The 22461-nt window shown below is 71.5% G+C and carries 21 protein-coding genes; all 21 read left to right on the top strand.

All coding sequences use genetic code 11. The features are described 5' to 3' along the window. Positions 1-132: 132 nt before the first annotated feature. A complete protein-coding gene (locus tag EV190_RS19575; protein ID WP_133743052.1) occupies positions 133-1479 on the top strand; it encodes a bifunctional folylpolyglutamate synthase/dihydrofolate synthase in 1347 nt (448 codons plus the stop codon). Between the two features lie 2 nt (positions 1480-1481). Beyond that, positions 1482-1874 (top strand): DUF4233 domain-containing protein, encoded by a 393-nt coding sequence (locus tag EV190_RS19570; RefSeq protein ID WP_133743051.1) that lies wholly within the window; start codon positions 1482-1484, stop codon positions 1872-1874. Positions 1875-2069: 195 nt separating this feature from the next. Continuing rightward, entirely contained in the window at positions 2070-2477 is a 408-nt protein-coding gene (ndk, locus tag EV190_RS19565) for a nucleoside-diphosphate kinase (protein WP_133743050.1), read from the top strand. Positions 2478-2728: 251 nt separating this feature from the next. Further along, positions 2729-3763, top strand: coding sequence for a rod shape-determining protein (mreB, locus tag EV190_RS19560; protein WP_133743049.1), 1035 nt, complete (start codon positions 2729-2731; stop codon positions 3761-3763). A gap of 2 nt (positions 3764-3765) precedes the next feature. Next, entirely contained in the window at positions 3766-4662 is an 897-nt protein-coding gene (gene mreC / locus EV190_RS19555; protein ID WP_133743048.1) for a rod shape-determining protein MreC, read from the top strand. Beyond that, positions 4659-5207: a rod shape-determining protein MreD gene (gene mreD, locus EV190_RS19550; protein WP_133743047.1), complete on the top strand. Its 549-nt coding sequence runs from the start codon at positions 4659-4661 to the stop codon at positions 5205-5207. The genes mreC and mreD overlap by 4 nt, the downstream gene beginning before the upstream one ends. Next, positions 5207-7381, top strand: a complete 2175-nt coding sequence (mrdA, locus tag EV190_RS19545; RefSeq protein WP_243742688.1) for a penicillin-binding protein 2 — start codon at positions 5207-5209, stop codon at positions 7379-7381. Before mreD ends, mrdA begins: the two co-directional genes overlap by 1 nt. A gap of 14 nt (positions 7382-7395) precedes the next feature. Beyond that, complete coding sequence (gene rodA, locus EV190_RS19540) at positions 7396-8574, top strand: rod shape-determining protein RodA (RefSeq protein WP_133743046.1); 1179 nt, start codon at positions 7396-7398, stop codon at positions 8572-8574. A 318-nt stretch (positions 8575-8892) separates the two neighbouring features. Further along, complete coding sequence (locus EV190_RS19535; protein ID WP_133743045.1) at positions 8893-9156, top strand: hypothetical protein; 264 nt, start codon at positions 8893-8895, stop codon at positions 9154-9156. Beyond that, positions 9156-9554 (top strand): PIN domain-containing protein, encoded by a 399-nt coding sequence (locus tag EV190_RS19530; RefSeq protein WP_133743044.1) that lies wholly within the window; start codon positions 9156-9158, stop codon positions 9552-9554. The genes EV190_RS19535 and EV190_RS19530 overlap by 1 nt, the downstream gene beginning before the upstream one ends. A 79-nt stretch (positions 9555-9633) precedes the next feature. Beyond that, positions 9634-11571 (top strand): TIGR03960 family B12-binding radical SAM protein, encoded by a 1938-nt coding sequence (locus EV190_RS19525; protein WP_133743043.1) that lies wholly within the window; start codon positions 9634-9636, stop codon positions 11569-11571. A gap of 484 nt (positions 11572-12055) precedes the next feature. Further along, the gene (locus EV190_RS19520; protein ID WP_243742685.1) at positions 12056-12817 is read left to right on the top strand and encodes a TIGR03936 family radical SAM-associated protein; all 762 of its coding nucleotides are present in this window, start codon (positions 12056-12058) and stop codon (positions 12815-12817) included. Between the two features lie 116 nt (positions 12818-12933). Continuing rightward, positions 12934-15705, top strand: coding sequence for an Rne/Rng family ribonuclease (locus EV190_RS19515; protein ID WP_133743041.1), 2772 nt, complete (start codon positions 12934-12936; stop codon positions 15703-15705). Between the two features lie 229 nt (positions 15706-15934). Beyond that, on the top strand, positions 15935-16246 hold the full coding sequence (gene rplU / locus EV190_RS19510; RefSeq protein WP_133743087.1) for a 50S ribosomal protein L21: 312 nt from the start codon (positions 15935-15937) through the stop codon (positions 16244-16246). Positions 16247-16261: 15 nt separating this feature from the next. Further along, positions 16262-16528: a 50S ribosomal protein L27 gene (gene rpmA / locus EV190_RS19505; RefSeq protein ID WP_133743040.1), complete on the top strand. Its 267-nt coding sequence runs from the start codon at positions 16262-16264 to the stop codon at positions 16526-16528. Between the two features lie 96 nt (positions 16529-16624). After that, positions 16625-17989, top strand: a complete 1365-nt coding sequence (gene obgE, locus EV190_RS19500; protein WP_133743039.1) for a GTPase ObgE — start codon at positions 16625-16627, stop codon at positions 17987-17989. Positions 17990-18023: 34 nt separating this feature from the next. Further along, complete coding sequence (proB, locus tag EV190_RS19495; RefSeq protein ID WP_208113248.1) at positions 18024-19160, top strand: glutamate 5-kinase; 1137 nt, start codon at positions 18024-18026, stop codon at positions 19158-19160. A 130-nt stretch (positions 19161-19290) separates the two neighbouring features. Then, positions 19291-20154: an endo alpha-1,4 polygalactosaminidase gene (locus tag EV190_RS19490; protein ID WP_243742684.1), complete on the top strand. Its 864-nt coding sequence runs from the start codon at positions 19291-19293 to the stop codon at positions 20152-20154. A gap of 121 nt (positions 20155-20275) precedes the next feature. Next, entirely contained in the window at positions 20276-20878 is a 603-nt protein-coding gene (locus tag EV190_RS19485; RefSeq protein ID WP_133743037.1) for a DUF1349 domain-containing protein, read from the top strand. 766 nt (positions 20879-21644) lie between these two features. Continuing rightward, positions 21645-22271 (top strand): DUF5753 domain-containing protein, encoded by a 627-nt coding sequence (locus EV190_RS19480; RefSeq protein ID WP_279536628.1) that lies wholly within the window; start codon positions 21645-21647, stop codon positions 22269-22271. After that, positions 22268-22453 (top strand): DUF397 domain-containing protein, encoded by a 186-nt coding sequence (locus EV190_RS19475; RefSeq protein WP_133743036.1) that lies wholly within the window; start codon positions 22268-22270, stop codon positions 22451-22453. Before EV190_RS19480 ends, EV190_RS19475 begins: the two co-directional genes overlap by 4 nt. The last annotated feature ends 8 nt before the right edge of the window (positions 22454-22461 follow it).

The following is a 22461-nucleotide window of genomic DNA, read 5'->3' as shown; positions in this document are numbered from 1 at the left end:
ACCGGCCCCGCGGCGCGGCCCCGTCGACCTCCGACGGGGCCGCGCCGCCGTTCACCGGCGGTGAACCCGGAGCGAGTCACCGGGCGTGCTGCCCTAGGCTGAAGTCGTGTACAAGACGACGAAGCCAACGCTGTGAACAGGGAACAGGCGCCCTCGCGCTACGAGGAGGTCCAGGCCGAGATCCTCGGCCGCGCGGGTGAGTCGCTCATCCACCCGACGCTGGAGCGCATCCGCGCGGTCATGGACCTGCTGGGCGAGCCCCAGGCCAACTACCGCGTCGTCCACGTGACCGGGACCAACGGCAAGACCTCGACCGCGCGGATGATCGACGGCCTGCTCCGGGAGCGCCAGCTGCGGGTGGGGCGCTACACCAGCCCGCACCTGACGTCCATGCGCGAGCGCATCGTGATCGACGGCGAACCGATCTCCGAGGAGGCGTTCGTCGAGGTCTACACCGATGTCCTGCCGTACGTGGAGATGGTGGACGCCCGGAGCGACATCCCGATGTCGTTCTTCGAGGTGCTCACCGCCATGGCCTACGCGGCCTTCGCGGACGCGCCCGTGGACGTGGCGGTGGTCGAGGTGGGCATGGGCGGGACCTGGGACGCCACCAACGTCGTCGAGGCCGACGTCGCGGTCGTCACGCCGGTCTCCATCGACCACACCGATTACCTTCCCGACACCGTCGAGGGCATCGCCGAGGAGAAGTCCGGCATCATCAAGCCCGGCTCCGTCGCGGTGCTCGCCCAGCAGCCGCTGCCCGCGGCCGAGGCGCTGATGCGCCGCGCCGCCGAGGTGGGCGCGCAGGTCGCCCGCGAGGGGCTGGAGTTCGGCGTCGTCCACCGGGACGTGGCCGTGGGCGGCCAGCAGATCGCCGTCAGGGGCCTGCGCGCGGGATACGACGGGATCTTCCTGCCGCTGTTCGGCGCCCACCAGGCGGCCAACGCCGCGGTGGCCCTGGCCGCCGTGGAGGCGTTCGCCTCCCCGGCCGAGGGTGACGAGGGGCTCGACCCCGACCTGGTGCGCGGAGCCCTGGCCAAGACGGCCTCGCCGGGACGGTTGGAGATCGTGCGGACCAGCCCCACCATCATCGTGGACGCCGCACACAACCCGGCGGGGATGGCCGCGAGCGTGGACACCCTCCGGGAGGCGTTCTCCTTCGACCGGCTCGTCGGCGTGGTCGCGATCATGGCGGACAAGGACGTCGAGGGCATCCTGGAGCCGCTGGAGCCGCTGCTCGACGAGATCGTGGTCACCCGCAACTCCTCGCCGCGCAGTATGGCGCCCGAACAGCTCAAGGAGATCGCGGAGGAGGTCTTCGACGTCGACCGCGTCCACCTGGCCGACCGCCTGGACGACGCCATCGAGCAGGCCGTCACCCTCGCGGAGCAGAGCGAGGAGTTCGGAGGGGCTGGCGTGCTCGTGACCGGTTCGGTCGTCACCGCGGGAGACACCACCCACCTGATGAAGAGGGAGTGACCGTGCGGACCATATGCGCCGTCGTCCTGGTGTTCGAGGCGATCATCCTGGGGCTGGCCGTCCCGGTCGCCATCCAGCTCGGAGGGCACCCGCCCGCGCTGGCGGGGGGAGTGTGGGGCGGGCTGGCCCTCGCCGCGCTGCTCCTGACCGCCGTGCAGCGCTTCACCTGGGGCTTCTACGCCGCGTGCGCGCTCCAGGCGGGGTTCGTGGTCAGCAGCCTGCTCGTGCCGGGCCTGCCGTACCTGGGGATCGTCTTCGTCTCGCTGTGGATCGCGGGGGTGGTCCTGGGGCGGCGCACCGACGCGATGAAGGCCGAGTACGAGAGCGCCCGCGCCGAGTACGAGGCGCGGCAGGAGTCGGGGGCCGATGCGCCGAGCGGGCGGGACGGCGGCTGACGAACCGGTAGTGTACGCACGACCGAAGGTAGGGCGTTTCCCCGAGGTCGTGCCTCCCGGACGCTCCCGGGGCGGACTGCGGGCGTCGTCCCGGCGGCCGCGGATCCCGGAACGGCCCTGGAGGCACGCCCCGGGCCGCGTCCGGACCGGCGGAACCGTCGAACACCGAACGATCCTGTCGAGGAGACAACCACCGTGGAGCGCACCCTTGTCCTGATCAAGCCCGATGGCGTGCGTCGCAACATCATCGGCGACGTCATCTCCCGCATCGAGCGGAAGGGCCTCAAGATCGTCGCGCTCGAACTGCGCACCCTGGACGCGGAGACCGCGAGGACCCATTACGAGGAGCACGCCTCCCGGCCGTTCTTCCCCTCCCTGGTCGATTTCATCACCAGCGGCCCGCTGGTCGCGATGGTCGTCGAGGGCGACCGCTGCGTCGAGGCCTTCCGCGCGCTGGCCGGGGCCACCGACCCGGTCGCGGCCGGCCCGGGCACCATCCGCGGCGACTTCGCCCTGCAGGTCCAGGCGAACATCGTGCACGGCTCGGACTCCACCTACTCCGCCGAGCGCGAGATCAAGCTGTTCTTCCCCGACCTGGGGTAGCACGCGCGTATCGAACACCGAATCCCGGCAGCGGCCGGGCGGCTCCCGGTCCGACCACGGCCGGGAGCCGCCCGGCCGTTTCGCGTCTCGCCGTGCGGGCCGGAACAAACCGGCGCGTTTGCGTAACTAAATAACTCCACAGAGTTACCCTGTGAAGGGCTTGAGTGCTGAGCCCAGCGGATCGACTCCGCATCCACCGCATCCCCGACCCGGGCAAGCCGTATCCCGTTTGGCGCCGCTGAGGACGTTACATGACCAATAATCTCGCTTTTCTCGGCCGTGACATGGCAGTCGACCTGGGTACCGCGAACACGCTCGTGTACGTGCGCGGCCGGGGCATCGTCCTGAACGAACCCTCGGTCGTGGCCCTCAACACCTCGACCGGAAAGATCGTCGCGGTGGGCGCCGAGGCCAAGCAGATGATCGGCCGGACCCCCGACAACATCACCGCCATCCGGCCGCTCAAGGACGGGGTCATCGCCGACTTCGAGATCACCGAGCGCATGCTGCGGTACTTCATCCAGAAGACCCACAGACGGCGCCACTTCGCCAAGCCGAGACTCGTCGTCGCCGTGCCCAGCGGAATCACCTCGGTGGAGCACCGCGCCGTCAAGGAGGCGGGCTACCAGGCGGGAGCGCGCCGCGTCTACATCATCGAGGAGCCGATGGCCGCGGCCATCGGCGCCGGGCTGCCGGTGCACGAGCCCACCGGGAACATGGTCGTGGACATCGGCGGCGGGACCACCGAGGTCGCGGTCATCTCCATGGGCGGCATCGTCATCTCGCAGTCGATCCGGGTCGGCGGCGACGACCTCGACGCCGCCATCATGAACTTCATCAAGAAGGAGTACTCCCTGATGATCGGGGAGCGCACCGCCGAGGAGCTCAAGCTGGCCATCGGGTCGGTCTACCCGACGGACGCCGAGGAGCTGCACGCCGAGGTGCGCGGGCGCGACCTGGTCAGCGGGCTGCCCAAGACCGTGGTCATGTCCGCCATGGAGGTCCGCCTGGCCATCGAGGAGCCGGTGGTCTCCGTCGTCGACGCCGTGCGCACCACCCTGGACAAGTGCCCGCCGGAGCTGTCCGGCGACATCATGGACCGCGGCATCGTCGTCACCGGGGGCGGCGCGCTGCTGCGCGGGCTGGACGAGCGGCTGCGGCACGAGACCGGGATGCCCATCCACCTCGCCGACAACGCGCTGGACTCCGTGGCGCTGGGCTCGGGCACCTGCGTGGAGAACTACGAACGCCTCAACCAGGTGCTGGTGCCGGAACGGCGGCACTGACGATGCCGCGCGACACACCCCGGTCCCGGGCCGCGCTGGTGCTGCTCCTGGCCGTGGGGCTGGTCCTGCTGGTCCTGGACGTGCGCGTCGAGGGCGACCCGGTCAGCGGCGGCGCCCGCGCGGCCGGGGCGGCGGCCTTCGTGCCGCTCGCCTCGGCGGTGGGCGTCGCCGCCGCGCCGGTCACGGGGGTCACCGCGGCGCTGGCCGCGGCTCCCGCCTCGGCCGCGCGCATCGACGAGCTGGAACGGCGCAACGCCGAACTCGCCGCCGAGGTCGACGCCCTCGAACGCGACGGCGCGCGCTCGGCCGAACTCGCCGACCTGCTCACCCTGTCGGGCCTGGGCGGGTACGAGATCGTCGCGGCCCAGGCCGTCACCCGGCTCACCGGGCACGGCTACGCCGACGCGGTCACGCTGGACGTCGGCGCGCGCGACGGCGTGGCCCCCGACATGACCGTGATCAGCAGGGACGGCCTCGTCGGGCGGGTCACCGAGGTCACCGAGCAGACCAGCACCGTCACCCTGGTCACCGACGGCGCCTCCGCTGTCGGCGTCCGGCTGGCGGGTTCCAAGGAGATCGGAGTGGTCGACGGAACCGGGAACGCCGTCACCGACCGGTCGCCGCTGGTGCTCGAACTGCTGGACGGCAGCGCGGTCGTGCGCGAGGGGGACCGCGTCGTGACCCTCGGCTCCCACGGAGGCGCGCCCTTCGTCCCGGGCGTCCCGGTGGGCACCGTCACGGAGGTGGCCGACACCCCGGGCGCGTTGAGCCGGACCGCCCGCGTCACCCCGTTCGCGGACATCAGCCGGATCGACGTCGTCGGCGTGGTCGTGGCCGAACCCGAGGACGATCCGCGCGACTCGCTCCTGAGGTCCGCGCCGAAGGGAGGGGACCGGTGAGCCGCTGGATCCTCGCGGCACTGCTGCTCGCGGCGGCCGTGGTCGTCCAGGTCACCGCCGTCAACCGGCTTCCGCTGCCCTGGGGGGCAGCGCCCGACCTGGTGCTGCTCGCCGTCACCGCGATCGCGCTGCGCTCCTCGGCGACCGCGGGCGCGGTCGCCGGCTTCGCCTCGGGGCTGGCCGTGGACGCCGCGCCGCCCGGCGACCACGAGTTCGGCCGCTACGCGATGGCCCTGTGCCTGGCGGGGTACGTCGTGGGGGCGCTGCGCGAACCCGCGGAGAGCTCGGCCCTGCGGCCGCTGGGAGCGGCCGCCGCGGCCACCGTCGTCACCGGTCTGGGCTTCGCGTTCGTCGGCGTGGTGCTGGGCGACCCCCGGATCACGCTGGAGGCCGTGGCCTCCGACCTCGCGGTGACGCTGCTGTTGACCGCGGCCGTCGCGCCGTTCGTGCTGTACCCGAGCCTGTGGGCGGTGCGCCGCCGAACGGGGGACGACTTCACCGGGATCGGCGACGTGTCCTGGACGAGCAGGAGGAGCCGCAGGTGATCCCCCCCAGGAACATCCCCGACGCGGCGCGAGGACCGCGCCAGGGGCGGATCGGCCTGGTGGTGGCGGCCCAGGCGCTGGTCCTGTGCCTGCTGGCGGTCCTGACGGGACGGCTGTGGTACCTCCAGGTCCCGATGGCCGAGCACTACCAGGCCCTGGCCGCGGCCAACCGCACCCAGAACCTGGTCATCCCGGCCACCCGGGGCCAGATCCTGGACGCAGCCGGCCGCCCCTTGGTGCACAACCGGACCGAACTCGTGGTCTCGGCGGACTTCCACGCCCTGGCCGCGCAGCCGGACGGCGGCGACGCCGTCCTGGCGCGCCTCTCCGAGGTGCTGGGAGTCCCGGTCGAGCGGCTGCGCCAACGCACCCGGCTGTGCGGGCCGGAGGTGAGCCGCCCCTGCTGGCCCGGCTCGCCCTACCAGCCGATCACCCTGGCCGAGGACGTCGACCCCAGGCTGGCCCTGCAGATCAGGGAGCGCCAGGAGGACTTCCCCGGGATCTCCGCGCAGCAGCACGCCGTGCGCGACTACCCCCAGGGGCAGAGCGCCGCGCAGCTGCTCGGCTACCTCCAGCCGGTCACCGAGGAGGAGCTGCGGGCGCGCGAGGAGCTGCGCGCCCAGTTCAGCGGGGTGGACCAGGTGGGGCGCGACGGCGTGGAGCGCACCTACGACGCGTGGCTGCGCGGCGTCGCCGGGGTGCGCACCCTCGCCGTGGACAACAAGGGGAACGTCACCGGCGTGGTCTCCGACACCCCTCAGCGGCCCGGCGCGCACCTGGTCACCAGTATCGACGCCGGAGTGCAGAAGATCGTCGAGAAGGCGCTCGCCGGGGGCATCGAACGGGCCAGGTCGGCCGGCTACCCGGCCGACTCGGCGGCCGGGGTGGTACTGGACGTGCGCACCGGACGGGTCATCGCCATGGCGAGCGTGCCCACCTACGACCCGGCCGTGTGGGACGGCGGCATCGACCAGGCGACCTACGACCGGCTGCTGTCCGAGGACGCCGGCCAGCCGCTGATCTCGCGTGCCCTGCAGGGCCAGTTCCCGCCCGCCTCCACCTTCAAGGTCTCCTCGCTGGCCGCCGCCGTGGAGAACGGGTCGCCGCTGGACGGCACCTACGACTGCCCCGGCTCCATCAACGTCGGGGACCGGGCGTTCCGCAACTACGAGGGCGGCGCGCACGGGTCGATCAGCCTGCACAAGGCGATCGTGGTCTCCTGCAACACGGTCTTCTACCGGTTCGGCTACGAGATGTGGCTCGCCGACGGCGGCATCGACCCGGTCCAGCACCCCCGGGACCCGATGGTCGACATGGCCAGGGGGTTCGGCTTCGGACGGCCCACCGGCATCGACCTGCCCAACGAGAGCCCCGGGCGCGTCCCGGACCGCACCTGGAAGCGGGAGTACTGGGAGGCCACCAAGGAGGACAGCTGCAGACGGGCGCGGACCGGCTACCCCGAGGTGGCGGAGGAGAACCCCCAGCACGCCGACTACCTCAAGAGGGTGGCCACCGAGAACTGCACCGAGGGGTACGTGTGGCGGGCGGGCGACGCCGCGAACTTCTCCATCGGGCAGGGCGACGTTCTGGTCACCCCGTTGCAGCTGGCCAACGCCTACGCGGCCATCGCCAACGGCGGAACCCTGTACGAGCCGCGCGTGGGCAAGGCGCTGATCGAGGCCGACGGCTCCGGGGCGAGGGAGATCCCGCCGGTGGTGGCGGGGCGGCTGCCGGTCTCGGACGCCACCCTGGAGTACCTGCGGGACGCGTTGGAGGACGTGCCCAAGGAGGGCACCGCCTCGGGCGCCTTCAACGGGTTCCCGCAGGACGAGGTGTCCATCGCGGGCAAGACCGGGACGGGCACCGTCACCGGCAAGCGCGAGTCGGGCTGGTTCGCCTCCTACGCGCCCGCCGACGACCCCCGGTTCGCGGTGGTCGTGCTGATCTCCCAGGGCGGCACCGGCGGCACGGTGGCGGCTCCGGTGGTCCGCGAGATCTACGACGGCATCTACGGCTTCGCCCCGCAGGAGCAGGAGCAGACCGGTGCCGGACCGGGCGAGGAGGGGGAGCAGGAGGGGCCGGGGAAGCGCGAGCCCGCGCTGCCCGGCGGCGAGCCCCCCTCCGAACTGCCCACGGTCCGCCCTGACGGGACCGTCCGGGCGCCCGGCAAGTGATCCAGGAGAAACACATGTCGCTGCACTCCGACCGATACCTCCGGCGGTCCTCCCTGGGCGCGCGGGCCGGGCGCCTGATAGCAGTGGGGCTGCCGCAACGCCTGGACTGGGCGCTGCTGTCGGCGGTGGCCGCGCTCGGCGTGCTGGGCGTCCTGCTGGTGTGGGCGTCCACGATCCCCCCGGGCGGCCCGGTGGAGTTCACCGGCTTCGCCCGGCGCCACCTGGCGCACCTCACGGTCGGCCTGCTGGCCTGCCTCGCCGTCGCGGGAGTGGACTACCGGGTGGCGCGCGCCTACGCGCCCGTCGTCTTCACGCTCGCCGCCGTCGGCCTGGCCCTGGTACTGAGCCCGATGGGCGCCGTCGTCAACGGGTCGCGCTCCTGGCTCGTCGTCGGAGGCTTCCAGGCCCAGCCCGGCGAGGTCGCCAAGATCGCGCTGATCCTGGGCGCGGCCACGCTGCTGGGCGAGCCCCGCGACGGCGAGCACGCCCCCGCCACCTGGGACGTGCTGATGAGCCTGCTGGTCCTGGCCGTGCCGATGGGGCTGATCCTGGCCCAGCCGGACCTCGGCACCGCGATGGTCCTGGGCGGCGTCTACCTGGGGATGCTGGCCCTGTCGGGCGCCCCGCTGCGCTGGGTGCTGGGCCTGGTCGGCTGCGGCCTGCTGGGCGTCCTCGCGGTGTGGTGGTTCGGCCTGCTCGAGGACTACCAGCTGGCCCGCTTCGCCACCTTCATCGACCCCACCGCGGACCCGCAGGGGGCCGGCTACAACGCCAACCAGGCGCTCATCGCCATCGGCTCGGGCGGCGTCAACGGCACCGGCCTGTTCCGCGGTGAGCAGACCAGCGGCAAGTTCGTCCCCGAGCAGCACACCGACTTCATCTTCACCGTCGCGGGCGAGGAGCTCGGCTTCATCGGAGGCGCGGCCATCATCGTCCTGCTGGGCGTGGTCCTGCTGCGCACCCTGCGCATCGCCGCCCACTGCGAGCAGCCCTACGGCCGCCTGGTCTGCGCCGGCGTCGCGGCCTGGATCTGCGTCCAGTCCTTCGTCAACATCGGCATGACCCTCGGGATCATGCCGATCACCGGCCTGCCCCTGCCGTTCGTCTCCTACGGCGGCACCGCGGCCGTCGCCAACTTCACCGCCGTCGGCCTGGTCCTGGCCATCCGCGCGCACGACCGGGGGTTCGAATAGGGAGGCTCCGGCGCGGGGGTGGATTCGGGCACCGGTGGTTTTGTTGACGGCCGTGGGGTTTCCGCCCGTTTCGGGGCCGGGAAGGGCGGAAAGCCCACGACCGTCAACGGACCCCTCACGCGACGGACGTCGTGGGCGCGGCCCCGACCCTCACCCGCCGTCGCCGCCCGCCGTGACCTCGCGATCCGCGTGGCGTGCGGCCGAACGACCCACCCGAAGCACCGGCACGCCGAACCACCCCCGCGCCGGAGGTTCCCTGGAAGGGGGCGAAGGGCGCAATACCAGGCGATGATTATCGCCTTTTGATAGCCTCGCTGTATGGCGTCACACAAAGTATCGGTAACCCTGCCCGAGGAGCTTCTCGAGGCCTCCAAGACGACCGCCAGGGCCAGAGGGGTGTCGCTGTCAGCTCTGATCACCGAGGCCCTCGAGTCCCTCCGGCGAAGCGAGGAGGGACGGGCCGCGGTTCGTGAGTTCGAAGCCGAGGCCGGTGAGATCACGGTGTCGGAACGCGCCCGCGCTCGCGCGGTCCTCGCGGGCGCGGATGCGCGCAAGCTCATGAGGGAAGCCGAGTCCGCCTGATGGGGAACTTCGGGGTGGTGCTCGACACGGGCGCGCTCGTCATGGCGGAGAAGCAGGTGAAGACGGTATGGGCTCTTAAGGACGAAGTCCACGCGCAGCAGCGGAAACTGATCGTGGTCTCCCCTGTCGTCACCCGGGCGTGGCGTGACGGCGCCAAGCAGGCGATGCTGGCGCGGTTCCTCAAGGGATGCCTCGTCGTCGAGCCGTCGGAGCGGCTGGCCAAGGCCGCAGGGGTGCTTCTCGGCAGATCCGGCACGAGCGACGCGGTGGACGCGCTGGTGGTGGCGGCCGCGCTGGAGTACGACGCGAGTCTGGTCGTCACCAGCGACCCCGGGGACATCGCCCACCTGATCGGTTCGTCCGGAGCCAGGACGGATCTGGAGATCTACCAGGTGTGAAGGCGGCGTCCCCCCTGGCCGGGGTAGACGCCGGTTGGTCGGCCCTTCTGGAACGTCCGAGAACGTAAGGTCTGCTCTTATGCCCGTCGAATCCGTCTTTCCGAGGTTGGAAGCGCTGCTGCCGCATGTGCACAAGCCGATCCAGTACGTGGGAGGTGAACTGAACTCCGTCGTCAAGGAGTGGGACGGCGCGGAGGTGCGGTGGGCGCTGATGTACCCCGACGCCTACGAGGTGGGCGTGCCCAACCAGGGCATCCAGATCCTGTACGAGGTCCTCAACGAGCGCGAGGGGGTGCTCGCCGAGCGCGCCTACGCGGTGTGGCCGGACCTGGAGAAGCTCATGCGCGAGCACGGGGTGCCGCACTTCACGGTGGACGCGCACCGGCCGCTGGCCGCGTTCGACGTGTTCGGGATCAGCTTCGCCAGCGAGATGGGCTACACCAACATGCTCACCGCGCTGGACCTGGCCGGGATCCCGCTGCGCGCGGCCGACCGGGGCGAGGACCACCCGATCGTGCTGGCCGGGGGGCACTCGGTGTTCAACCCCGAGCCCATCGCGGACTTCCTCGACGCCGTCGTGCTCGGCGACGGGGAGGAGATCGCGCTGGCCGTCACCGAGATCATCCGCGAGTTCAAGCGCGAGGGCGCGCCGGGGGGCCGCGACGCGCTGCTGGCCCGGCTCGCCGCCACCGGCGGCGTGTACGTCCCCCGCTTCTACGACGTCACCTACCTGCCCGACGGCCGGATCGAGCGCTACACGCCCAACCGGGGCGGGGTGCCCTGGCGGGTGCACAAGCACACCGTCATGGACCTCGACGAGTGGCCGTACCCCAAGAACCCGATCGTCCCGCTCGCCGAATCCGTGCACGAGCGGTTCAGCGTGGAGATCTTCCGCGGCTGCACCCGCGGCTGCCGGTTCTGCCAGGCCGGGATGATCACCCGCCCGGTGCGCGAGCGCAGCGAGCGGGTCATCGCCTCGATGGTCGACCAGGGCGTGCGCTCCTCGGGGTTCCAGGAGGTCGGCCTGTTGTCGCTGTCCAGCGCGGACCACAGCCGGATCGGCGACATCACCCGGAACCTCGCCGACCGCTACGAGGGCACCAACACCGGCCTGTCCCTGCCCTCGACCCGCGTGGACGCCTTCAACATCGACCTGGCCAACGAGCTCACCCGCAACGGCCGCCGCTCGGGCCTGACCTTCGCGCCCGAGGGAGGCAGCGAGCGGATGCGCCGGGTCATCAACAAGATGGTCACCGAGGCCGACCTCATCCGCACCGTCACCGCCGCGTACGCCGCGGGCTGGCGCCAGGTCAAGCTCTACTTCATGTGCGGCCTGCCCACCGAGGAGGACGCCGACGTCCTGGCCATCGCGGACCTGGCCCGCGAGGTCGTCAGGGCGGGGCGGGAGGTCACCGGCCGCAGGGACATCCGCTGCACGGTGTCCATCGGCGGGTTCGTGCCCAAGCCGCAGACCCCGTTCCAGTGGGCGGGGCAGACCCCGCACGAGGCGGTGGACGCCCGCCTGCGCAAGCTCAAGGCGGTCCTGCGGTCGGACAAGAGCTACGGCAAGTCGGTGGGCCTGCGCTACCACGAGGGGAGGCCCTCCATCATCGAGGGGCTGCTCTCGCGCGGGGACCGCCGCCTGGCCGGGGTCGTGGAGCAGGTGTGGCTCGACGGCGGCCGTTTCGAGGGCTGGAGCGAGCACTTCTCCTACGACCGCTGGGCCGTCGCCGCGGACAAGGCGCTGGCCGGCGAGCCGGTGGACCTGGACTGGTACACGGTGCGCGAGCGCGCGGCCGACGAGGTGCTGCCCTGGGACCACCTGGACGCGGGTCTGGACCGGGAGTGGCTCTGGCAGGACTGGCAGGACGCGCTGCACGGCGCGGAGTCGGTGGAGGTCGACGACTGCCGGTGGAGCCCCTGCTACGACTGCGGGGTCTGCCCCAGCATGGGGACCGAGATCCAGATCCATCCCGGGGCGGAGGCGAAACTGCTGCCGCTGACGGTGATCCGGTGACCTGAGAGGCGCCGGAAGCCGACGCGGGAGTCGGGGTACGGCCCGGCGCCCCGCTCGCGCCGGGCCGTACAAGTACTTAGACGTGCCGTCCCCGGGGATGGTTGGCAGCAAATCCGGATTTCTTGGAAAAATTTTCCGGAAGGGCGATCGGGCCGGGCCCCTGTACCGGAATCGCGCCCCACTCGCGGGATCGGACGCTTTTCAACCACCGCCCGGATGGGAAGAGCACCTACTGTGCCGGAACACACACCGCCCCGAACGGGTTGTGTACGAGCAGGGCGGTGGTGCGAGTCCACCGGCACGCACCGTACGCTGAAAAGGTAATAAGGAAGCTCCCGCGGACGCACGCGTCGACCGTGCCGGTCCGTTCAGGGAGTCCAGGAGGAAAGGAGCTGAGCTGCCCCCCGCACCAGAGGGCGCCGATTCGCTCTCCAACGGAAGCCCGGGCCACCGGATGCGTGTGCGATACGCCAAACGCCACCGGATGAGGTTCGCGAGCCATCGCGACATCGCTCGCGCGCTCGAACGCGCGCTGCGCAGGGCCGAGGTTCCCGTTGCCTTCTCCGCGGGGTTCTCGCCTCACCCCAAGATCTCCTACACGGGTGCCGCTCCCACGGGGGTGGCGAGTGAGGCGGAGTACTTCGAACTCACTCTGACCGAGCCGCTCGACCCCGAACGACTGCGTGTCCGACTCGACGAGGCGATGCCCCAGGGCATCGACGTCATCGAGGCGGTCCCCGCGGCGGCCGGGGGGCTGGCGGACCGCCTGGAGGCGTCGGAGTGGCGGATCGAACTGCCGGGCGTCACCCCCGATGACGCCGCGGCCGCGGCGGCCGTGTTCCGCACGGCCGAGCGGGTCGAGGTGGAACGGCTCACCAAGAAGGGCCTCCGCCGCTTCGACACGCGCCCGCCCGTCCTCTACCTGGACGTCGACAGGCGTGCCGCGATAGAACGACAAGAGACATATGCCATACTTCGCTTGATCGTACGGCACACGACACCTGCCGTACGACCCGACGACGTGGTGACCGGCCTCCGTCAGGTTGCCGGCCTCGCGCCGCCGTCATCACCACTGATGACCAGGCTGGCGCAGGGGCCGCTCGACGAGGCTTCAGGAGCCATCGCAGACCCGCTCGCCGCGGAGGACGCGGCCTCGGATCCAGGCGCCACGGCCGTCAGCGCACACACCGGGAACGCTTCCACGCGATCCCGGACGGGGAACGTGGGCGCACCACAAGGACTTTGAACCGGCGTCGTCAGCACGGCGCCGGCGCAGACACAGCGACGACAGTTCTCGTGGGACGAGGTCCGGGCGCACCGCGCCGGGACCGCGCCCGAGAACTCTGACGGGAGACCGCCCGGATGCTCGAGAACGAGCCCAGCAACGGCGCAGAAGACGCCGAGGGCACAACTGAAACCGAAACGGACACACGGCCGAACGGATCGGCGGCCGTCGGCGCGTCCGGCGAGGTGCGCGTGACCGCGCCGGTGCGCCGCGGGCGCGCCGTGAGCCGTCCCGCGGGACCGCCGCCCGAACCCGACCCCGAACCGTCCCCCGCGCCGAAGCGCACCACCGTGGCCGCCGCCTCCGTGGAGTCCGTCCCCGCCGAGGCGGCCCGTGCCCCGGAGGAACCGGTCGCCGAGGCCGCGGAGCCCGAGCTGGCCGCCGAGGCTCCCGCGGAGCCGAAGAAGCGCACCCGCAGGACCGCGGCCAAGGCCGCCACCGGGACGACGCGGACCCGCGCCCGCAGGTCCTCCAAAGCCGCGGAGCCCGAGGTCGCGGAGCCCGAGCCGGCCGCGGAGCCCGAGGTCGCGGTCGTGGTCGAGGAGCCCGCGGAGGAGCCGCGCCCCGAGTCCGCCGCCACAGTCACCTTCCAGCCGCCCATGGTGCTCTTCCAGCCCCCGGTGGTGTTCGTCCCGGCCGTGGTCGAGGCGGACGCCGAGGACGAGGACGAGACCGAGGCGGTGGCCGAGGACGAGGCGGACGCCTCCGGTGACGAGGCCGACGACGACCGGCCCTCCCGCCGCCGTCGCCGCAGGGGCGGCCGCGGCCGGGGCAAGGCGCGCACCGGTGACGAGCAGGACGAGGGCGGGGACGAGGATGCCTTCGGCGACGCCGCCGAGGAGCCCGCGGACGCCGAGACCGCCGAGCAGGACGAGAGCGGCGGGGACGACGAGGCCGTCGCCACGGGCAGCCGCCGTCGCCGCCGTCGCCGCCGCCGCTCCGGGGGCGACTCCGACGGAGAGACCGCCGAGCCCGACGACCCGCCGAACACGGTGGTCCGGGTCCGCCCCGCGCGTGCCGCCCGCGCCGAGCGCCCGATCGAGGACGAGGTCCAGTCCGTCCGCGGGTCCACCCGGCTGGAGGCCAAGCGCCAGCGCCGCCGCGAGGGCCGCGAGCAGGGCCGCCGCCGCCCGCCGATCATCACCGAGTCCGAGTTCCTGGCGCGCCGCGAGTCCGTCAAGCGGGACCTGGTGGTCCGCCGCACGGGTGAGCGCACCCAGATCGCGGTGCTGGAGGACGACGTGCTCGTGGAGCACTACGTCGACCGCGCCGACCACAAGTCCTACGTCGGCAACGTCTACCTGGGCCGGGTGCAGAACGTGCTGCCCTCGATGGAGGCGGCCTTCGTCGACATCGGCAAGGGCCGCAACGCCGTGCTGTACGCGGGCGAGGTCAACTGGGACGCCTCGGGCCTGGAGGGCCAGCCCCGCCGCATCGAGTCGGCGCTCAAGTCCGGCCAGTCCGTCCTGGTCCAGGTCACCAAGGACCCGCTCGGCCACAAGGGCGCCCGCCTGACCAGCCAGATCAGCCTTCCCGGCCGCTACCTGGTGTACGTGCCGGACGGCTCCATGACCGGGATCAGCCGCAAGCTCCCCGACAAGGAGCGAGCCCGGCTCAAGCAGATCCTGAAGAAGGTCATGCCAGCCGGCGCGGGCGTGATCGTGCGCACCGCGGCCGAGGGCGCCAGCGAGGAGGAGCTGGAGCGCGACATCTCGCGCCTGGCCAAGCAGTGGGACTCCATCAAGCGCAAGTCCAAGTCGGCGACGGCCCCCGCGCTGCTCAACAGTGAGCCGGACCTGACCGTCCGGGTGGTCCGCGACGTCTTCAACGAGGACTTCTCCGGCCTCGTCGTCTCCGGGGGCGACGCGTGGGACACCGTGCGCGACTACGTCGACCACGTCGCCCCGCACCTGGCCGAGCGGCTGTCGCACTGGGACGGGGAGCGCGACGTCTTCGAGGCCTACCGGATCGACGAGCAGATCGCCAAGGCCCTGGACCGCAAGGTCTGGCTGCCCAGCGGCGGTTCCCTGGTCATCGACCGCACCGAGGCGATGACCGTCATCGACGTCAACACCGGCAAGTTCACCGGGCAGGGCGGGAACCTCGAGGAGACCGTCACCAAGAACAACCTGGAGGCGGCCGAGGAGATCGTCCGCCAGCTCCGGCTGCGCGACATCGGCGGCATCATCGTGGTCGACTTCATCGACATGGTGCTGGAGAGCAACCGGGACCTGGTGCTGCGGCGCATGCTGGAGTGCCTGTCCCGGGACCGCACCAAGCACCAGGTGGCCGAGGTCACCTCGCTGGGCCTCGTGCAGATGACCCGCAAGCGCGTCGGGCAGGGGCTCCTGGAGGCGTTCTCGCACTCCTGCGAGCACTGCAACGGCCGGGGCCTGGTCCTGCACACCGAACCCGTCGAGGCCAGGGCGAACGGCAACGGCAACGGCGCGCAGAGCGGCGGCGGGCGCAAGAAGAAGAACAAGGGCGGCGCGGACAAGGCGGACAAGGTCGCGCCCGAGCCCGCCAGGAGCGAGCCGGTCGAGGCCGAGGAGGGCCCGGTGGCCCCCGTGGCCGCGCCCGAGCCCGTGGCGGTCCCCGCCGAGGCCGAGGCCAAGCCGGCGCGCCGGACGCCCCGCCGCGCCAAGCGGGCCGCGGGCCCGCCGCCCGAGCCCGAGGACGCCGCTCCCGCGGCCGGGCCGGCCGAGCCCGTCGCGGCGGCAGAGCCCGCTGAGCCGGTCGAGGCCGACGCGGACCAGGCAGCCGAGGCCGACTCCGCGGGCGAGCGCCCGCGCCGCCGCCGGACCCGCCGCAAGGCCGCCCCGGAGACGGCCGTGGCGGAGGCCGGTTGACATCCGCCGGCCGGGCGGTCCGCCGCCCGGCCGGACCGATACCGTGACGTGCTCGCCCCTGGCCGGTGAGTGGTAATCTAAGGTCCGGTGCGTCGGCGCGCCCCACATGTTCGCGCGCCCGAGACCTCCTTTCGATTCCCACGCCATCTCTTTCAGGGGCGAGCGGGTTGACGACTGCGGTCGATTTTGAGCGCATTTTTTCTGAAGCGAGCAGGAAGTGAGTTTCCCGGTGTACGCGATCGTGCGAGCGGGCGGCCGACAGGAGAAGGTCTCCGTCGATGACGTCTTGAACATCGACAAGGTGACCGACGAGGTAGGGGCCACGCTCACGTGGGAGCCGCTGCTTGTCGTCGACGACGGCAAGGTGATCAGCGAGACCACCGAGCTGGACGGCTACCAGGTCACCGCGGAGGTCCTCGGCGAGGCCAAGGGCCCCAAGATCAACATTCTGAAGTACAAGAACAAGACCGGTTACAAGAAGCGCCTGGGACACCGCCAGAAGTACACCCAGGTCCGCGTCACCGGTATCGCCGCGAAGTAGCAGGAGGAGCTCGAGATGGCACACAAGAAGGGCGCATCGTCCAGCCGTAACGGGCGCGACTCCAATGCCCAGCGGCTCGGTGTCAAGCGCTTCGGCGGTCAGGCCGTCAACGCCGGTGAGATCATCGTCCGCCAGCGCGGCACGCACTTCCACCCGGGCGACAACGTCGGCCGCGGTGGCGACGACACCCTGTTCGCGCTCGTCGCGGGCAAGGTGGAGTTCGGCAACCGTCGCGGCCGCAAGGCCGTGAGCATCGTCCCGACCCCGGTCGCCGCTGAATAAGGCCCGGTAGGACGGCGCAGTACCAACGCGTGAGGCGGGCCAGTGTGACTGGCCCGCCTCACGCGCGTTCATACGGAAAGTAACCAGGGAGAAGCCATGCCCGATTTCGTCGACGAAGCGGTCTTGCACGTCAAGGCCGGGGACGGCGGGCACGGCTGTGCCTCCATCCACAGGGAGAAGTTCAAGCCGCTGGGCGGTCCCGACGGGGGCAACGGCGGCCGGGGCGGCGACGTCGTCCTGGAGGTGGACGGGAACACCGCGACCCTGCTGGAGTACCAGCGCCGCCCGCACCGCAAGGCGGGCAACGGCACGCCCGGCCAGGGCGGGCACCGGTCCGGTGCCAACGGCGCGGAGCTGGTGCTCCCCGTCCCCGACGGCACCGTCGTGACAGGCGCGGACGGCGAGGTCATCGCCGACCTGGTCGGCCAGGGCACCCGGCTGGTCATCGCCGGGGGCGGACACGGCGGTCTCGGCAACGCCGCGCTCGCCTCCACCAAGCGCAAAGCCCCCGGCTTCGCCCTCAAGGGCGAGGCCGGCGAGGAGCTGGACATCCGGCTGGAGATCAAGACCATCGCCGACGTCGGCCTGGTGGGCTTTCCCAGCGCGGGCAAGTCCTCGCTGATCGCCGCGCTCTCGGCCGCGCGCCCCAAGATCGCCGACTACCCGTTCACCACGCTCATCCCCAACCTCGGCGTCGTCGAGGCGGGCACCGTCCAGTACGTGATCGCCGACGTCCCGGGTCTGATCCCGGGGGCCAGCGAGGGCAAGGGCCTGGGCCTGGAGTTCCTGCGGCACATCGAGCGCTGCTCGACCCTGCTGCACGTGCTGGACTGCGCCACCTACGAGCAGGGCCGCGACCCCGTCAGCGACCTGGAGGTCCTGGAGGCCGAACTCGCCGTCTACGGCGAGCGGACCGGCGTCGACCTGTCCGACCGGCCGCGCATCGTGGCGCTGAACAAGGTGGACGTGCCCGAGGCCCGAGAGCTCGCCGAGATGGTCGCCCCCATCCTCCAGGAGCGCGGCTACCGGGTCCTGGAGGTGTCGGCGGCCTCCCGCGAGGGTCTGCGGGAGCTGTCCTTCGCGCTCGCCGAGCAGGTGGCCGCCGCCCGTGCCGCCAGGCCCGTCGAGGAGCCCACCCGCACGGTGCTGCGTCCCCGCGAGATCGGCGAGGTGCCGTTCCAGGTGGTCAAGGCGGGCGACAACGTCTTCCGGGTGCTGGGCGACAAGCCCGCCCGATGGGTGCGCCAGACCGACTTCCAGAACGAGGAGGCCGTCGGCTACCTCGCCGACCGGCTCAACCGGCTCGGTATCGAGGAGGCCCTGGCCAAGGCGGGCGCGACCGAGGGGGCCGAGGTCCGCATCGGCGACGAGGAGGACGCGGTGGTCTTCGACTGGGACCCGACCATCAACGCCGAGGAGATCGTTCCGGGGCCGCGCGGCACCGACTCCCGGCTGGGCTGACCACCCCTCCGCGCTCGTGGAAAGGACAACCGAAGTGGGCAGCGAAGGCGTCGAGCAGGCGCGTTCGGCGATCATCGGAGCTCGACGGATCGTGGTCAAGGTGGGGTCGTCCTCGTTGACCACCCCGGAGGGCGGCATCGACCACGACCGGATGGCGGAGCTGGCCGGCGTGCTGGCCGAGCGCCGCGGGGCCGGGATCGAGGTCGTGCTGGTGTCCTCCGGCGCGGTCGCCGCCGGCCTGGCCCCGCTGGGGCTGGCCCGGCGCCCGCGTGACCTGGCCACCCAGCAGGCCGCGGCCAGCGTCGGCCAGGGCCTGCTGCTGGCCAGGTACACCGCGGAGTTCGCCCGGCACTCGCTGACCGCGGCGCAGGTCCTGCTGACCGTGGAGGACCTGATGCGCCGGGCGCAGTACCGCAACGCCCAGCGCACCCTGATCCGCCTGCTGGAGATCGGCGCGGTGCCGATCGTGAACGAGAACGACACGGTCGCCACGCACGAGATCCGGTTCGGCGACAACGACCGGCTCGCCGCCCTGGTCGCGCACCTGCTCCGGGCGGACGCGCTGCTGCTGCTCTCGGACGTGGACGCGCTCTACGACGGGAACCCGAGCCTGCCCGGCTCCAGCAGGATCGCCCGGGTCGACGGCCCCGACGACCTGGTCGGGGTGGACGTCGCGAGCACGGGGCGCAGGGGGGTCGGAACCGGCGGCATGGTCACCAAGGTCGAGTCGGCGCGCATCGCCACCGAGGCGGGCGTGTCCACGGTCCTGACCTCGGCCGCCAACGCGCGCGCAGCGCTGGAGGGCGCGCCGGTCGGCACGTTCTTCGCCCCGGCAGGGCACCGGCGCCCCTCCAGCCGCCAGCTCTGGCTGGCCCACGCCACCGCCGGACGGGGCAGCGTCGTCCTGGACCCGGGCGCGGTGCGCGCGGTGGTCGCGAAGAAGGCCTCCCTGCTCCCGGCGGGGGTGGTCAAGGTGGAGGGCGAGTTCAGCGCGGGCGATCCGGTGGACCTGCGCGACGAGGAGGGCAACACCGTGGCGCGCGGCCTGGTCAACTACGACTCCGCCGAGATCCCCGACCTGATGGGCCGCTCCACCCGCTGGCTCGCCCGCGAACTGGGCTCGGAGTACAGACGCGAGATCGTGCACCGCGACGACCTGGTGGTGCTCTAGCCGTCGAGCCCGGGTCCGCGGTGGTTCTCCTCGCCGATCTTGACCTTTTCGGGGTCTCGGAGGCGGTTGAGACCCCGAAAAGGTCAAGATCAGCGGGGAGAACGAACAACGGTCTCGCTACTCTGTTCCGGTGAGAGACGAGATCCGCACCATCAGACGACGTTCGGTGACCACGGCCACGGCGGTGTTCGGCGCGGTCCTCGCGCTCGGGGCGTGCGCGCCCGGAGGCCAGGAGAGCGCCGAGCTTTCCGGCGCGGGGAGCGAGGACCCCGCCCTGCCGCCGGTCGGCGCCCGCTTCGACTACCAGCTGGGCGGTGACTACGACCCGCCCGAGGGGGTCACCGTGGTCGTCCGCGACAGCACGGGCGAACCGGTCGAGGGCCTGTACTCCATCTGCTACGTCAACGGGTTCCAGACCCAGCCGGGGGAGGGGGACCTCTGGTTGGAGGAGGACCTGGTCCTGCGCGACGACGACGGCGACGTCGTCTCCGACCCCGAGTGGCCGGACGAGATGTACCTGGACACCTCGACCGAGGAGAAGCGCGAGCGCGTCGGCGAGATCATCGGCGAGGTCATCACCGGGTGCGCGGACGCGGGGTTCGACGCCGTCGAGCTCGACAACCTCGACTCCTTCGACCGCACCGACGGGCTGCTCTCCGAGGACGACAACATGGCGACCGCTGCGCTGTACGCCGGGACCGCCCACGCCGAGGGCCTGGCCATCGCGCAGAAGAACGCCTCGGAGGTGGTGGACCGGGGCCGCGACGAGGTCGGGTTCGACTTCGCGGTCTCCGAGGAGTGCGCCCAGTACGACGAGTGCGGGGAGTACACCGACGCCTACGACGGCCGCGTCCTGAACATCGAGTACACCGACAACCTGAAGGATCCCTTCCCCGACGTCTGCGAGGACCCGGACACCCCCGCGTCCACGATCCTGCGCGACCGCGACCTGGTGGACTCCGGCCACCCGGACCACGTCTACGAGTACTGCTGACCCTCGGGCGCCGGAAAGGCCAGGACCGCCCGGGAGAGTCACCGAGGGCAGGCGGTCTTGTGCTTCCGGGGGGTGGTGGTCGATGATCTCAGAGTCCCGGACCACGTTTGAGGAGCCCCCGATGACCGACCCGGTCGAGATCCCCGCCGTTCCGGCGCCGCTGCGCTGGCTGGTCGCCCCGGCCGGCCACCGGGTCGAAGGACCCGACCGGGTCACCGTCACCGCCGGGCCCCGGACCGACCTGTTCGGCGACCCGGGCGGTCCGGACCGGGTGGCGAACGCCCCGGCCCTGGTGGCGGCCCTCGACGGCGACTTCACCCTCAGCGCGCGGGTCGCGCTCGACTTCGGAGCCACCTACGACGCCGGGGTGCTGTTCGTCCACGTCGACGACGGGAACTCCGCGAAGCTGTGCCTGGAGCTGTCCCCGCAGGGCAGGCCGACCATCGTGTCGGTGGTGACCCGCGACGGGGTCTCCGACGACTGCAACTCCTTCACCGTCGACCCCGACGGCGTCCGGCTGCGCGTCACCCGCACCGGCACCGCCTTCGCCTTCCACGCCGACACCGGCGACGGCTTCTGGCACCTGATCCGCTACTTCGCCCTGAAGGGCCCGGCGCGCGTCGGCTTCCTCGCCCAGTCCCCGACCGGGGAGGGCAGCACCGTCCGCTTCACCGAGATCACCCACACCCGGACCCCGCCGAAGGACCTGCGCAACGGGGAATGACCCGGATCCCCGCCGAGGGTGAAAGGGCGTTCTTGTCACCAGGCCGCCGAAGAGTCGGCCGAGCGCGCTTCTCGGGCTCTCCGAAAGCACATGCCAATGTAGTTCGTCCGCCTGCGGATCATCGCCGCCCGCCCTGAGTCCGGATGCCAGCCGCGATTCCACAGGCGGGACGCGAGCTGTCGGAGGAAGGGCACGGGGTCGACCAAGACCGATCGACCTCTCACGACCAGCACGTTCCATCCTGCGTCCGCGAGACACCGCCGGCGATCGCGGTCACGGGTCATGTCGGCAGGTGACCCGTGGTGCTCTCGTCCGTCGTACTCCACGGCCTGGCGCAGGTTCGGATACCCCATGTCCAGCCGGACGTCACCCCACCCTGGCAGGTGGACGGGGATTTGCAGGGCGGGTGGAGGAAGCCCGGCATCGACGATCAGACAGCGCGTCCAACTCTCCCCAGGGGACTCGGAGTGGTTGCCGGCCAGGGAAACCAGGGAGCGAAGAGGGCCCGCGTTGACGTATCCGGTTCTCCCGGTGGAAATGGAGAGAACAGTGTTCTGTTCTGCTCCAGCCCGTCAGAGGCGGTCCAGGGCAGCCAGTGCTTGAAGCCTCGGAAGTGACAGGGCGCAGTCCACACTCGTGGTTTCCAGTGGGGTTGTGGGGAGCCCGGAGGCGGTGACGATCTGCTCGGCTGGCGTCTGCCACCGGTGGTTTTGTTGACGGTCTTGGGCTTTCTGCCCGTTTCAGGGCCGGGAAGGGCGGAAAGCCCATGATCGTTCCGGGAGGGCGGGACCGGCCCTCGAACCGCCGCGTCACGGACATCCGGCGGTTATGCGCGGGCCTCCGGCCCCGCCCGCCTCGGATCAGGACCTATGAGGTGGTGTTGATTCCAGGGCTGCTTCAAACTCCGGACTATGCGGCGGCCGTCTCCCGGGCCAGTCAGATCGTTTCCCTCGCCGATATCGACCGCAAGGCCGAATCCAGGATGCTTCGACGGCAGGTACTGGACGCTCCCCGAGGACCGAACCTGACCGCGGTGATCGATGAGGCCGCGTTGCGCAAGGTCGTCGGTTCACACGAGGTCATGGCTGCCCAGCTGCGTTTCTTGATGGGAATGGCAGCGCACTACAAGGTGACGGTTCTTGTGGTTTCCGATGAGACCGGGGCGCACACGGCGATGGACGGAGCCTTCACCCTGTTCGACTTTCCCCGTCCCGAGCCTGGAATCGTCTCTATCCCCACTGGGTTGGAAGCCCTCTATGTAGAGGATTCCGCCTACTTCGACCGGCATGCGCTGATATCCGACGCATTGCTGAACCTGGCGCTGGGGCCGGAGCCATCCCTTGCTCTCATCAGCTCCATCGCCGATGGACACGACAGACGGGCCGACTCATGATCCTGACTTTCCGCAAGTCCTCCTACTCATCAGGTGGCGACAACTGCGTCGAGGTCGCGGACCTCCCCGCAGGGGCCGCGCTTCGGGACTCCAAGCACCCCGAGCTGGGACACCTGCCCTTCCAGGCGGCAGAATGGACAGCGTTCACCCGTGCCGTCCAGACGGACGCCTTCGACGAGTAACTACCAGA

It is taken from the genome of Actinorugispora endophytica (assembly GCF_004363075.1).
GTDB classification, from domain to species: domain Bacteria; phylum Actinomycetota; class Actinomycetes; order Streptosporangiales; family Streptosporangiaceae; genus Actinorugispora; species Actinorugispora endophytica.
The sequence above is the reverse complement of the archived record's forward strand: the minus strand, read 5'-3'. Positions and strand labels throughout refer to the sequence as shown.

Excerpts from the sequence above, each read along its gene's own strand:
- EV190_RS19515 (WP_133743041.1), top strand. The coding sequence starts at position 12,934 with ATGCTCGAGAACGAGCCCAGCAACGGCGCAGAAGACGCCGAGGGCACA.
- rodA (WP_133743046.1), top strand. The coding sequence starts at position 7,396 with ATGTCGCTGCACTCCGACCGATACCTCCGGCGGTCCTCCCTGGGCGCG.
- EV190_RS19520 (WP_243742685.1), top strand. The coding sequence starts at position 12,056 with ATGAGGTTCGCGAGCCATCGCGACATCGCTCGCGCGCTCGAACGCGCG.
- EV190_RS19535 (WP_133743045.1), top strand. The coding sequence starts at position 8,893 with ATGGCGTCACACAAAGTATCGGTAACCCTGCCCGAGGAGCTTCTCGAG.
- EV190_RS19530 (WP_133743044.1), top strand. The coding sequence starts at position 9,156 with ATGGGGAACTTCGGGGTGGTGCTCGACACGGGCGCGCTCGTCATGGCG.
- EV190_RS19485 (WP_133743037.1), top strand. The coding sequence starts at position 20,276 with ATGACCGACCCGGTCGAGATCCCCGCCGTTCCGGCGCCGCTGCGCTGG.
- EV190_RS19475 (WP_133743036.1), top strand. The coding sequence starts at position 22,268 with ATGATCCTGACTTTCCGCAAGTCCTCCTACTCATCAGGTGGCGACAAC.
- mreC (WP_133743048.1), top strand. The coding sequence starts at position 3,766 with ATGCCGCGCGACACACCCCGGTCCCGGGCCGCGCTGGTGCTGCTCCTG.
- EV190_RS19525 (WP_133743043.1), top strand. The coding sequence starts at position 9,634 with ATGCCCGTCGAATCCGTCTTTCCGAGGTTGGAAGCGCTGCTGCCGCAT.
- mreB (WP_133743049.1), top strand. The coding sequence starts at position 2,729 with ATGACCAATAATCTCGCTTTTCTCGGCCGTGACATGGCAGTCGACCTG.
- obgE (WP_133743039.1), top strand. The coding sequence starts at position 16,625 with ATGCCCGATTTCGTCGACGAAGCGGTCTTGCACGTCAAGGCCGGGGAC.
- EV190_RS19480 (WP_279536628.1), top strand. The coding sequence starts at position 21,645 with ATGATCGTTCCGGGAGGGCGGGACCGGCCCTCGAACCGCCGCGTCACG.
- rpmA (WP_133743040.1), top strand. The coding sequence starts at position 16,262 with ATGGCACACAAGAAGGGCGCATCGTCCAGCCGTAACGGGCGCGACTCC.